The sequence below is a fragment of the Sphingobium subterraneum genome, from assembly GCF_014199435.1.
GTDB classification, from domain to species: domain Bacteria; phylum Pseudomonadota; class Alphaproteobacteria; order Sphingomonadales; family Sphingomonadaceae; genus Sphingobium; species Sphingobium subterraneum.
In genome coordinates this window covers 94,992-107,168 of sequence record NZ_JACIJP010000006.1, presented here as the reverse complement: position 1 = coordinate 107,168, position 12,177 = coordinate 94,992, and the positions used below count along the sequence as shown (strand labels likewise).

Genomic DNA, 12,177 nt, shown 5'->3' with positions numbered 1-12,177 from the left:
ACACGAACACGGCGGATAAGACAAAGGAGATGGCGATGCAATTGACACAGGGATTGCGCCGAAGTGCGCGCCTTTATGGTGAGCGGCCAGCGACCATCTTTGGCGAACGCACAACATCCTGGAGCGAACTGGCGCAGCAAGTGGCCCCCCTAGCGGGGGCCTTGCGGGCCAAGGGAGCCAAAAAAGGCGACCGTATCGCTATCCTTGCTCTGAACAGTGACCGCTATATCCTAGCTTATTACGCCATTGCCTGGGCCGGCTGTGTGGCGGTGCCGTTCAACACCCGCTGGGCACCAGCAGAACTCGATGAAGCCATTCGCGACAGTCTTCCGTCCATCATAATAGTGGATCGGGTTTTCGCCGAACAGGGCAGGATGCTGGCTGCCACGGGAATGACGGTCATCGGCCTGGAAGACGATCTGGAGTTTCCCTCCGTCACGTCGCTCCTCGGCACGCATGAGGCTATCGAAGACGCATGTGGTCACGGAGACGATCTCGCCGCCATCTTCTATACGGGCGGAACGACGGGGCAATCGAAGGGGGTCATGCTCAGCCACACCAATCTTCTGACCAACTTCCTGCTGGTAAACGCCGCGGAGCCCTATGGTACCAATGCCGTTTTCCTGCACATCCCCCCCATGTTCCATCTGGCGGATGCTTTTCATATCTTCGGGATGAGCCTGATAGGCGCGACCCATGCCGTACTTCCGAGCTTTGATCCGGACGCGGCCATTGATGCCATGGAAACATATAATGTGACGGCGCTCGTGTTGGTGCCGACCATGATTGGCATGATCTGCGAGAAACTGCGGGAGCGGAAAACCAATCTCGCGGGCATTCGCAGACTGACCTATGGTGCCTCGCCGATTTCCGACACGCTTCTCAAGCAGGCGCTGGCAGCCTTCCCCAACGCCACGCTGTGCCAGAGCTACGGGCAGACGGAGCTATCGCCCTGTGTCACGGTGCTGGACCACGCCGACCATATGAAAGGACTGTTGCGGTCGGCCGGGCGGCAATTGCCTGGCGTCGATCTGAAGATTGCCGACGCAGACGGAATGGAGCTCGAAGCGGGCCAGGTCGGAGAGATCGTTGCACGCGGCCCATGCGTCATGAAGGGCTATTGGGGCAAGCCGGAGCTGACCAGCGAAGTATTGGTGAACGGCTGGATACGGACGGGCGATGCCGGATATCTGGATGCAAACGGCTATTTGTTTCTCGTCGATCGCGTAAAGGACATGATCGTTTCGGGTGGCGAGAACATCTATTCGGTCGAAGTCGAAAATGCGATCATGCGCCATGAAAATGTCGTGCAATGCGCGGTTATTGGGGTGCCCGATCCGGTATGGGGCGAGAAGGTGCACGCCATCGTGCAGCTAAGAGAGGGCAGCGTCCTGACCGATGCCGAGCTTGTGAGCCACTGCGCGCCTCTTATTGCGAATTACAAGAGGCCCAAGTCGTGCGAGTTCCGCTATACGTCGTTGCCTCTGTCGCCGGTCGGCAAGATTCTGAAAACGGAACTGCGCAAGCCTTTCTGGGAGGGGCATTCGCGCAGCATCGGCTAGCGGTTCTGCGCCTCGGAGGCGAAATGTGCCGGGCGGCTCAGAGCGCCGCCCCAATATTCGACAAGCGCGTCGTATAACTCCTGGTCGAAAAGTCCGGGGTCGGCACCGCTCCAGGTGCAATGGTCCGACATATCGGCCGATCGAATGCCCACGCCCGATTGCCATAACCCGCGCATCAGCGCGTAGGAACGCATCAATATCTGTAGTCCGCGTGGGGAAACGAGAGAAAAAGCGCTGTCGATCAGCGCTCCAGACTGCCCCAGTCGCTGCAGAAACGTGTGCTTGAGGCGCTCAGAGATCTCCCGGTCCAAATTCCGATCGAGCATTCCATAGCCGAGGGCATCCAGTTCCAGAAGCTTTCTGCGCTCGCTCAAGGCACCGATCCAGGCTCGCAGAAATACGTCTATCTTATCCTGCCGGGACCCCGCCGCCTTACTCCAGGCGGCATCGATTTCGTCCGCGACGCTCGTCCATCCGTTTAGCAGGAGGGTGGCGAATATTTCTTCCTTGGTCTCGAAATACAGGTAGACCGTCCCTTTGGCGAGCCCGGCGGCCTCCGCTATTTCCTTTGCGGTCGGCAGGGCGCCGCTTTCTTCAAAAAGGCGCGCGGCCGCCGCCAGAATAGTCTGGCGACGCGCCAATTTGTCCTCGTTGCCATACGCCCATTTCGTCATGTATTCAGCGATTTTTGTGCCATTCTGTACGTACCTTTGGCTGACACGTGACGCGGAAGCAAGCGGCTGCTGAACACGATGGCCTTGTTCATTCGGCCCGCAATGACGGTCGGTTTTCCGGCAAACAAGGCATCGAGGCCTATCTCCGCCACCCTGTCCGTGCTGAGAATGGTTGCCCGAAGCGAAGCCGGAGTCTGATATCCCGATACGTCGTTGAATTCCGTCTCCATCAGACCGGGCGACAGCACCGTCACTCCCACTTTGGGTGCGAGTTCGACGTTCAGTGCTTCGCCCAGCGACAATACATACGCCTTGGCCGCAGCATAGGCCGCCATGAGGGGAGCGGGTTGGTAGGAGGCAAGGCTCCCCACGAGCAAAATATGCCCGCTGCCCTGTTCGCGCATGTCCCGACCGAAGATCTGCGTGAGTTCCGTCAGGGCGACGATATCGAGTTGCAACATGGATTGAAGACGGGCCGGATCTTCGTCCAGAAAGGGATGGTTCAGGCCGAACCCGGCATTATTGACCAGCACCTTGGGCGAAATGCCCTGCTTCCCGAGGCGGGCATGCAACTCCGCCGCACTGCCGATCTGGGCCAGGTCCAAGGCCTCGATCACGCTGGACGTTCCGAAGGTATCGCGCAGCCGATCCGCCAGCTCCTGCATGGGCTTTTCCCGGCGGGCGACCATCACCAGATCATAACCGCGCCGTGCCAGCTCCGTCGCCAGCGATACCCCCAGTCCGCTCGAAGCGCCCGTCACCACAGCATAATCGCGTCTCATCGTCCGTACTCCTAAATGACCAATGGTCATATATAATGACTATTGGTCATTGTCTAGGGTTGTCGGGCGGGACGCCATTCGCAGGGCGGGGAGGGTTTCATGAAGGCGATCACCAACGCACGCGAAGCAGGAAGCTCCGCCAGCGCGCAGGAACCACGATCTCAGAAGGTTACGACCGAGCGGATTCCTTCGTGGCGCCGCATCATGTCGAAGCCGGTGTTGATATTCTCGAGGGTAAGGTGGGACGAGATAAGATCCCTCACGTTGATTTTGCCGTCCATCATCCAGTCGACCAGCTGGGGGATCTGGGTGCGGCCCTTTACATCGCCCGCCGGAGATCCCTGGATCTTGCGCCCGGCCAAGAGGCTGTAAGCGGGGACTTCCACAGACGCTCCGTCTTCGGCGAGACCCACCACGGTACAGACGCCCCATCCGTAGCGCGCGGCTTCGAATGCCTGCCGCATCAGGGCGGTGCTTCCCACGGCTTCGAACGTGAAATCGGCCCCGCCGCCCGTCAGTTCATTGAGATGTCCGACGATGTCGCCGGCTATTGTCTTGGGATTGACGAAATGGGTGGCGCCCATGAGCATGGCGATCGACTTCTTGTCGTCGTTGATATCGACGGCGATGATTTGCCGCGCACCCGCGAGGCGCGCGCCCTGGACAATATTCAGTCCCACGCCACCCATACCAAACACGATGACGCTGCTGCCCGGCTCCACTTTCGCCGTGAATAATGCCGCGCCGATTCCGGTGCTCGCCGCGCAGCCAAAATAAGACAACTGGTCAAACGGTGCATCTTTGCGCACTTTGGCCAGGCACACTTCCCGGATGACGGAATATTGGGTGTAGGTGCCGAGACCCTGAAAAGGGAATGCTCGCTGACCGTTTACCGAAAATCGCGACCGCGCGACAAAGTCATCTATCACGACCTGATCACACAGGTTGCTTTTGCCCGACAGGCAGGTGGGGCAGACTTTGCATTCCGCGAGAAACGAGACGACATGGTCGCCCGGTGCAACACTTGTCACGCCCGGCCCGACTTCGCGCACAATGCCGGCGCCCTCATGACCAGGTATGCCCGGAAACGCGATCCCGGCGGTAGATTTCCCCTCCATGGCGTGAAGATCCGTGTGACAAAGGCCGGTCGCCTTCATCTCGACCAACACTTCCCCAGCCTGCGGTGCATCGACATCAATCAGTTCTATTTTGAGCGCCTCATGGGGTTGGAAGGCGACCGCGGCCATACTCTTAATTGACATACACTCTCCATTTGCGCCGCCGACGACCCTGCGCAGCGCTATCGTCCTAACCGCAGCTGTGCGCAGGCCTCTTCGAAGCCCTGAAACCGTTTCAATCCGGCCTTTTATTTAGCAAGAAGCTATAGCAGCGTCAGTCGCCTTGCTCACATAGATTATATGGCGTTCGTTTATCGAACGCATAAGGTCCGCATTCGCGGATCAGAAATATCCCGGATGTGGGTCGTCATTGTGCCCGCAACGCGCTCCAACGCCAAAGCGCTGCGATCCGACGCCCCGAAAAGCGCATTTTCCGGCGTGGCGCGATCAGTTTCGTGGATGAAGTGATCGTTTTGAGAATGCGCCCGTCTATTATGTTCAGGGTTACCTCGTGGTAGATCCTGAGCATCGCTTTGGGCGCGCTCTATCCGTTTGGCGCCTATCACAACCGAAAACAACGTAAGGGGAGGACTAACGAAATGAAAAAAATAGTAATGGCACTCATGGCTTCAGGCAGCTGTCTGATTTCAGTGACGCCGGTTCACGCGCAACAGGCCGCCGCGGCCTCTACGGCAGCGGACGATGGCTACCAGATCGAGGACATCGTCGTGACCGCGCAAAAGCGCGCACAGAATTTGCAGGACATTCCACTGGCTATCTCGGCGTTCAGCGGCGAAGATCTGGCTGACAGGGGAATCAAGGAAATCGCTGATCTCACGAAGATCACTCCGGGCCTTCAGATCGGCAACCAGAATGGCATCGCCACGCCGTTTCTTCGCGGCATTGGCAACGCCTCTGTGGCCGTGGGCAATGAACCGAGCGTCGCAACCTATATCGACGGGGTGTATTACGCCACTGTGGCGTCTGGCTTCTTTTCCATGGGCAATGTTGACCGGGTCGAGGTGCTCAAGGGGCCGCAGGGCACTCTGTTCGGCCGTAATTCCAGCGGTGGTGTGATCCATATCATCACCAAGGATCCCGGCAAGGACCCTGGGTTCGAAGGCAATTTCTCCTATGGAAATTACGACATCAAGGAAGGGTCGGTCTATGGCCACACCGGTCTTGGCGACAACTTGGCTGTTGGCGTTTCGCTTAACGGTCGTCGTCAGGGCAATGGCTACGGCAGGTCGATCACCAACGGTCATCGCCACAGTTATAACGACTATTTCACGGCTCGGGCGAAGCTGGTGTATGAGCCGAGTGATCTGACCAAGGTTACCTTGTCGGGGACTTATGGCTGGTCAAAGGCCAGTGTGCAGGCCAACATCTATCCTGGTACAACGCGTAGCTATGTGTTCAACACGCCCGTCGGTACGCCTGTTGGGACGAACCCACGCACCGTTCAGGTCGCCCCTGCCGGCTTTTACGATTCCCGCAATAATCGCGATAGCTACACCCAGTACAGCCTCTGGGGTACGTCGCTACGGATCGACCAGGAACTTCCGTTTGCAACTCTCTCCAGCATAACGGCATATTCCACGACCAACTCTTATGCTTCCATTGACGTCGATTTCACCGAGTTCGACGATTTTTATGTGCTTCAGCCCGCCAAGATCAAGCAGTTCACGCAAGAATTTCAGCTGACGTCCTTGAAAGGAAGTTCGGTTGATTGGGTCGTGGGTGCTTTCTATTATGATGTGAAGCAGACTTACGAGAGCGTCAAATTCCGCGGCCCGGCCGTGGGTGGCGGCTTTGATGGCTATTTCCAGCAGAAGCCGAAATCCTACGCAGCTTATGGCCAGGCGAGCTATGAATTCTTGCCGAAACTGACCTTTACCGGCGGCCTGCGGTTTTCGCACGACAAGGTATCTGCGGATGGTTTCCTGACGTTGCCGGGTAATGCCGCGGTGGTTATTGCTCCACGAAACCCCCAGTCTAAGTCAGGTGACAAGCTGACCTTCAAGGCGGCGCTGGACTACAAGGTGACGGACGACGTGCTGGCCTACGGCTCCTTCAGCCGCGGCTACAAATCGCAATCATTCAACTTGCTGGTTTACAGTGGCATTGCAAACAAGCCTGAGGTTATCGATGCTTATGAAATCGGCATCAAGAGCGACCTCTTCGATCGTCGCGTTCGCCTCAACCTCTCAGGCTTCTATTATGATATCACCGATCCGCAGATTCAGCTGCTCCGTGTCGGATCCATCGTTTTGTCCAACGCTGACAGCGCGCGCGTATATGGTCTGGACGTCGACTTCACGGCCGTCCTCACGGAAGGCCTGACCCTCCGGGCAAGCGGAACCTTCCTGGATTCGAAGTACAGCAAATATGGAGAAAATTGTGGTACAGCGCAGGCTGTGAACTGCGCGCCGAGCGGTCCGCCGCTTTTTGGCCCGCAATTTGGTGCGCAATCTCCGTTGCTAGGCATCGATGCGGCTGGAAACTACACCACGCGCGCGCCGAAATTCTCGGGCAATATCGGAATTGACTATGTCATTCCTGTTGGGGACGGAAAACTCACTCTGTCTGGCGATTATTACTATAACGACGGTTACTATTTCGAGCCGGACAATATCATCAGGCAGCCTAAATATGGCCTGCTGAACGGCCAGATTAAGTATGCCCCGACTGAAAATGTTTCTGTCGCGGTTTGGGGCAAGAACCTGAACGACAAGAAATATGCGGTCTACTCCGGCACGCAAGCGGGCGCGGCGGGCAGTCCCTACATCGCAGGGGCACCGCGGACCTACGGTGTGTCGGTCGGGTTTAATTTCTAAACCGGTCGCTGTGAAAACGGAAATGGGTCACCCGTCTGGGTGGCCCATTTTATTGGTGCTCTGGGGCGGTTAGTATTGAAGGACGGAGAAAATCGGGTGCCTTATTTTGACAGAAGAACTACCCTGGCAGGGGTTGCATCTCTGCCGTTCTCGATGATGATCTCCCACGTCGCCAGGAGCGCTACTCAGATGAAAACCATCGATAAAACGAGACTTGCTCAGATTCCTGCTGCCCTTCAACCGTTCATCGACAGGCGAGAGCTTGCCGGAATTGTCCTCCAGACATGGCATCGCGGCGAGCTGGTGCAGGCCGAAAATCTCGGTTTCCGCAATCTGGAAACCCAAACGCCGATGACATCGGACACGCTGTTCCGCATCGCGTCGATGTCCCGCGTGCCCACCTCCGTTGCCGTCATGATGCTGGTCGAAGAGGGCAAACTGGCGCTGCAGGACCCGGTCAAGCGCTGGCTTCCCGAATTGGCGAACCGGCAGGTCCTGCGGAACGCCGAAGGTCCGGTGGATGACACGGTGCCCGCCAACCGGGATATCACCATCGATGATTTGCTGACCCACCGGTCGGGCCTCGCCTACGGCATTTTTTCCCAAGGCCCGATCGCGGGCGCCTATTTCGCTGCGCTGGGCGATCCCCGGGTCATGGGACTGCCATCGGACAAGTGGATTGCCGCGCTCGGCACGCTACCCCTGAGTTATCAGCCGGGAGAGCGCATGAACTATGGCCATTCGACCGACGTCCTGGGCGTCCTGCTGGAGCGCATCGAGGGCAAGCGGCTGGGCGTGATTTTGAACGAGCGCATTTTTGCACCGCTGGGAATGAAGGACACTGGCTTTTTCGTGCCGGAAGGCGCGCAAGGCCGGATCGCAACAACCTATGGGTTCGACAAGGCAGCCGGAAAGCTTGTCCCTTCCGCTATGCCGGTGTCGGCTACTCCTCCGGTTTTCGATGCAGGAGGCACCGGGCTTGTTTCATCCGCGCCCGATTACGCCAGACTGGCGCGGATGCTTCTGAACGAGGGCACACTGGACAAGGTGCGCGTGCTGCGCCCGGAGACGGTGCGCACTATGGCATCCAATCACTTGACGGCACAGCAGCGCACATATCCCTTCATCGGCAGACCGATCTGGGACGGCATGGGATTTGGGCTGGGGCTGGGGGTCGTCGACATCCCTGAAAAGAGCCTGCTGGGCTATGGGAGCCGGGGGGCGTTCGGCTGGCCGGGTGCATGGGGCACGTGGTGGCAGAGCGATCCCGCCAACGACCTTGCGATGGTCTATATGATCCAGCATGAAATGCCATTGAGTCCCGACGCGGGCGATGTAATCGCCGGTGGCCAGGGAATGGCCGGACGCATGGCGCTGCCCGTCTACCAAAAGCTGACGTACGGAGCGTTATCGGGTTAATCGTGCTCTTGGGAAAGCAGTGGCCGTTGAAGCGAGCCCACGGAATAATCTGACCATTGCCGGAGGGCGTCGCGCTGGCGGTTCTTCAATCCCCTGTCGGAATGACGAGATGCAGAAGCGTTGATCGGGCGGATGGGGATTCCAGCGGCCGCGGTCACGAGCCGATGGGGTATGCCATCGACAGGCGGTAAGATAGGCCTTCGCGCAAACAAGAGGCAGCCGCCTGCCACTCTATTCGGCGTTCGCATACGCGGTTCTCAACTCATGCTTCAGGATCTTCCCCCCGGCGTTGCGAGGGAGCGGGGCCAGTGCAACATGATAGGCGGCGGGTGCTTTCTGGCGACCGACCGTCGAATGCATATACAGGGCGACGCCGTCGACGTTGGTTATCCCATCCCTCAGTACGAGGATCGCGATCGGTTCTTCACCCAGACTGGGGTGGGTGCGTCCGATGACCGCACAGTCAAGCACGTCGGGATGCGCAAGAAGCGCGTCTTCGATTTCAACGCTCGAGAGGTTTTCGCCTCCCCGGATAATGATGTCCTTGAGGCGGTCGACGATCGTGACGAAACCGTCTGCATCCCTGATGGCGACGTCACCTGTGCGGAACCAATTGCCATCGAAGGCGGCTTTGGTCGCTTCCGGGTTGCGCCAATATCCCAGCGTGATGTTGGAGCCGGAGACTTGTAACTCTCCGGGTTCGCCTGGTGGCAGTGCCTTGCCATCCCGATCAACAACGCGCGCACCATTGACGAGGGACGCCACGCCGCAACTGGTCGGATTACGAAGATAGTCTGCGCCGCCATTGTACAGGAATGTCGCGGATGTCTCGGTCATTCCCCAACCCGTCGCCGCGATCGCGCCGAGGCGTGAACGAATGCTCTCCGGCAAATGGGTGGGCGGTGGGGCGCCTCCATAGAGTACCCCGCACAATGACGCGAGGTCGCGTGTATCAAGATCGCCTTGTTGAAGAAGCTGCAGCGGTAAAGTGGGAACACCGCCCAGGCTCGTCGCGCGCTCTTTTTCGATGATGTCCAGCGCCTGTGCGGGATCCCATTTGTGCATCAGAACCAGCTTGTCTCCCATTCCCGCAAACAGGACGACACCCGCAACGGCGCCCGTGACATGAAAGAAAGGGATAGGGTATAATCCCACCTGCTGCCCCGCCGCGTTCATGCCGATGATCGAAGGGAAGGTGGGGTAGCGTAACTGCATCCGGCTGATCTGAAAATCGGCATTGCGTACGGCGTTTGCCATAGACCTGTGGGATAGCATGGCCCCCTTGGGCTCCCCGGTCGTACCCGAAGTGTAGAATATGGCTGCCAGATCATCAGGATCGGGCGCAGCGAGCTTCATGCTCGGGACAGCAAGGGTATCCCACCTGTCATGAGGCGGTAAGGGAACCGTTCCGCGGTAGCTGGGCTCGGAAATGCTCCAGACGGTTTCAGCCTGAGCGAAGGCGAGCGTTTCATCCCGCCGATCATGTATGAGAAAGCGGGGCTCCGCGTTAGCGAAAGCGGTGCGCTTGTAAGGGTCGCTCGCCCATGCATTGATCGGCACGATCACGCCGCCAGCGGCCACAGTCGCAAAGAAAACGACCGGCCATTCCGGCCTGTTATGCATCAGAAGCGCAACGCGATCTCCCTTGCGGAGACCGGAAGTGCGTAACTTTTCAGCCAGATGCCGAACCGCGTTGCCGAACGCCCCAAACGTCACGCGCACATCATCGATCACCAGATATTCATTCTCCGGATGAGTCTGGCTCATTTTGAAGATATCAACGAGGCTTTTTGGCCCGCTTTTCCATGCCAGAAAGCTGCGGCTTCCCCATTGGCAATGCTCGGTTTGAAACCGCTCTTCACGGGCTAGCAGGCGGTTCGCTTCCTCAAGCGTGCAAGCGGGTTGCGGGAGAATGACGGTCATGGTGTTTGGATGTCCTCGTCGCGCCAGACGCCTTGGTCAGGCGCAATAGTCCGACACGAAAGCGCGGATGGCAGCTGCAACCTGTTCTGGTGCCTCAATCGATACGGAGTGGCCAGCTTCGGGAATGACAACCGCCTTTCCGTGTCGCGCGGCGCGCGCGATATTTTCCGAAAGAGACGGGGGGAAAACATGGTCCTGCGCACCAGCAATGGCGAGGACTGGAACATTGCAATGACGCAGTTCGGGATTGACGGCGCTTCGGTGCGCTACCGCCGCTCCCGGAAGGGCGTAAAAGGTCGAAAGGCTGGTAAGATGGTTGAGCCAATAGTTTCGCAAGGGCGCGAAGCTCTCGCTGGTGAGGGACGCGTCGCCAAAGAAAATAAACGAAAATCCGTCTTCGAACCCTTCGCCGCCACGTGCTCGCAATTGTTCGAGTACCGGGTCGAAGGCGTGGACATCATCCTCGTCATCGCCCGTGGAACCCATGGCAATGGCCGAGCGGATGAGGTCAGGGCGCCGCGCCGCCATGCGCAGTGCTACCCAGCCTCCCATCGAATTGCCTGCGAAATGCACCGGACCAACATCGAGGCGTTCCACAAATTGTGCGGCCTCATCATAATAGGCCTCCATGTCGTAACGATCGTCAGTTGCGGTCGAACTGGCACCGTGACCCCGCGAATCATATGCGACCAGCCGGAAATCGTCGGCCAGGGCACCCATCAACGGCTTGAACATATCCTTGTTGAGAAACAGAGAGTGGGCGAGAACCAGCGTCTCTCCATCGGCTCGGCCTGTCTCGTAATAGGCCAGACGCGCCCGGGGCAAGTCGATATACTTCTCTGCGAACGTCATTCTGGCTCTCCATTACCAATGCATCTTGTTGCATCGGTGCATCCATCTATATCGTGCTGATACGACCGTGCCAATAATAATGATGCGATTGTATCAAAAGTGGTCCAAGCTATATGGTCTTCCATATCCGGCACGATAGCGGCACGCCGGTAGTCACTCGGGGAGCCAAAACGTGGCGGCGAAGAAAACCATCGCGAAGAGCGCCGAAGCGGAGGCGCGGATCGCATCTCGGCGGAATATGCGGCTGGTGGGGCGTCCCGCACCGGACGATGGCTTGAACGTCGCACATGTTCCCGAAGGTCCTGAACTCGTCGGCACCGTCACCGAAATTCCGCAGCGTTCCGGCCGCGCCGAACCCATCCGCAGGCATATCCTAGACGCAGCAGAACAGCTCTTTGCGAAATGGGGCTATACTGGTGTTTCCGTCCGCGATGTCACCGACCTTGCGGAACGGCGCCTCGCCGACGTCACCTATTATTTCGGGAGCAAACAGAACCTCTATTTCGAGGTCCTGCGCCGTCGCGCCGCTCCCCTTGGCGAAGCGCGGCTGGCCGAACTTGGCAAATATGATGATCAGAAACTGGAGGGGCAGGCCTATATCGAGGCTTGGGTGAACGCCTATCTCGACCCCCCGTTACGCCTGCTGGAAACGCAGGACCCAGGGTGGAGCCACTATCTGCGCCTAATCGGGCATGTCGCTTATTCTCGGCTGTGGCCTGATCACTGGGGATCCTTTTACAACGAACCCGCAGAAAAGTTCATGGCTTCCCTCCATACGAAGTTTCCGGCGGCGTCGGACGCGAATATCCAGCAGGCCTTTCTGATGCTCACTGCCTCGACGATGTACACTCTGGCGCGCACCGGCCGCGTGGAAACCTTTGTAAAGCCGGCATTTTCGTCCGATGACATCGGGCTCCTGGCGCAGCTGACAAGGGATTTTATCGTCGCTGGCGTCGCAAAGCTCGTCATGGGCTAACTTGTCAAAAAAGATACGACCGTATCATTTTTGT

9 protein-coding genes are annotated in these 12,177 nt (G+C 58.3%); 4 read left to right on the top strand and 5 right to left on the bottom strand.

The window, feature by feature from the left end; genetic code table 11:
• Positions 1 to 35: 35 nt before the first annotated feature.
• The gene (locus FHS92_RS15220; RefSeq protein ID WP_184081602.1) at positions 36 to 1,562 is read left to right on the top strand and encodes a class I adenylate-forming enzyme family protein; all 1,527 of its coding nucleotides are present in this window, start codon (positions 36 to 38) and stop codon (positions 1,560 to 1,562) included.
• Here FHS92_RS15220 and FHS92_RS15215 read toward each other — a convergent pair.
• The 3 genes from FHS92_RS15215 to FHS92_RS15205 all read right to left on the bottom strand — a co-directional run bounded on the left by FHS92_RS15215 (position 1,559) and on the right by FHS92_RS15205 (position 4,274).
• Positions 1,559 to 2,236 carry a TetR/AcrR family transcriptional regulator gene (locus tag FHS92_RS15215; protein WP_184081601.1) on the bottom strand — a complete coding sequence of 226 codons (678 nt, stop codon included), beginning with the start codon at positions 2,234 to 2,236 and terminating at the stop codon, positions 1,559 to 1,561. The two genes, FHS92_RS15220 and FHS92_RS15215, sit on opposite strands and share 4 nt — an antisense overlap.
• Entirely contained in the window at positions 2,233 to 3,018 is a 786-nt protein-coding gene (locus FHS92_RS15210; RefSeq protein WP_184081600.1) for an SDR family NAD(P)-dependent oxidoreductase, read from the bottom strand. Before FHS92_RS15210 ends, FHS92_RS15215 begins: the two co-directional genes overlap by 4 nt.
• Before the next feature lie 161 nt (positions 3,019 to 3,179).
• Complete coding sequence (locus FHS92_RS15205; protein WP_184081698.1) at positions 3,180 to 4,274, bottom strand: zinc-binding dehydrogenase; 1,095 nt, start codon at positions 4,272 to 4,274, stop codon at positions 3,180 to 3,182.
• Positions 4,275 to 4,735: 461 nt separating this feature from the next.
• On the opposite strand from FHS92_RS15205, the gene FHS92_RS15200 reads away from it, so the two are divergent.
• Positions 4,736 to 6,973 carry a TonB-dependent receptor gene (locus tag FHS92_RS15200; protein ID WP_221231103.1) on the top strand — a complete coding sequence of 746 codons (2,238 nt, stop codon included), beginning with the start codon at positions 4,736 to 4,738 and terminating at the stop codon, positions 6,971 to 6,973.
• Positions 6,974 to 7,162: 189 nt separating this feature from the next.
• On the top strand, positions 7,163 to 8,392 hold the full coding sequence (locus tag FHS92_RS15195; protein WP_184081598.1) for a serine hydrolase domain-containing protein: 1,230 nt from the start codon (positions 7,163 to 7,165) through the stop codon (positions 8,390 to 8,392).
• 231 nt (positions 8,393 to 8,623) lie between these two features.
• Here FHS92_RS15195 and FHS92_RS15190 read toward each other — a convergent pair whose 3' ends face one another.
• Positions 8,624 to 10,315, bottom strand: a complete 1,692-nt coding sequence (locus FHS92_RS15190) for a class I adenylate-forming enzyme family protein (protein WP_184081597.1) — start codon at positions 10,313 to 10,315, stop codon at positions 8,624 to 8,626.
• Between the two features lie 36 nt (positions 10,316 to 10,351).
• The gene (locus FHS92_RS15185) at positions 10,352 to 11,167 is read right to left on the bottom strand and encodes an alpha/beta fold hydrolase (protein ID WP_184081596.1); all 816 of its coding nucleotides are present in this window, start codon (positions 11,165 to 11,167) and stop codon (positions 10,352 to 10,354) included.
• Between the two features lie 172 nt (positions 11,168 to 11,339).
• On the opposite strand from FHS92_RS15185, the gene FHS92_RS15180 reads away from it, so the two are divergent.
• A complete protein-coding gene (locus FHS92_RS15180; protein ID WP_184081595.1) occupies positions 11,340 to 12,143 on the top strand; it encodes a TetR family transcriptional regulator in 804 nt (267 codons plus the stop codon).
• The last annotated feature ends 34 nt before the right edge of the window (positions 12,144 to 12,177 follow it).

Bases quoted from the DNA above. Each gene is read 5' to 3' on its own strand.
- FHS92_RS15220 (WP_184081602.1), top strand. From the start codon at position 36: ATGCAATTGACACAGGGATTGCGCCGAAGTGCGCGCCTTTATGGTGAG.
- FHS92_RS15215 (WP_184081601.1), bottom strand. From the start codon at position 2,236: ATGACGAAATGGGCGTATGGCAACGAGGACAAATTGGCGCGTCGCCAG.
- FHS92_RS15210 (WP_184081600.1), bottom strand. From the start codon at position 3,018: ATGAGACGCGATTATGCTGTGGTGACGGGCGCTTCGAGCGGACTGGGG.
- FHS92_RS15200 (WP_221231103.1), top strand. From the start codon at position 4,736: ATGAAAAAAATAGTAATGGCACTCATGGCTTCAGGCAGCTGTCTGATT.
- FHS92_RS15195 (WP_184081598.1), top strand. From the start codon at position 7,163: ATGAAAACCATCGATAAAACGAGACTTGCTCAGATTCCTGCTGCCCTT.
- FHS92_RS15190 (WP_184081597.1), bottom strand. From the start codon at position 10,315: ATGACCGTCATTCTCCCGCAACCCGCTTGCACGCTTGAGGAAGCGAAC.
- FHS92_RS15185 (WP_184081596.1), bottom strand. From the start codon at position 11,167: ATGACGTTCGCAGAGAAGTATATCGACTTGCCCCGGGCGCGTCTGGCC.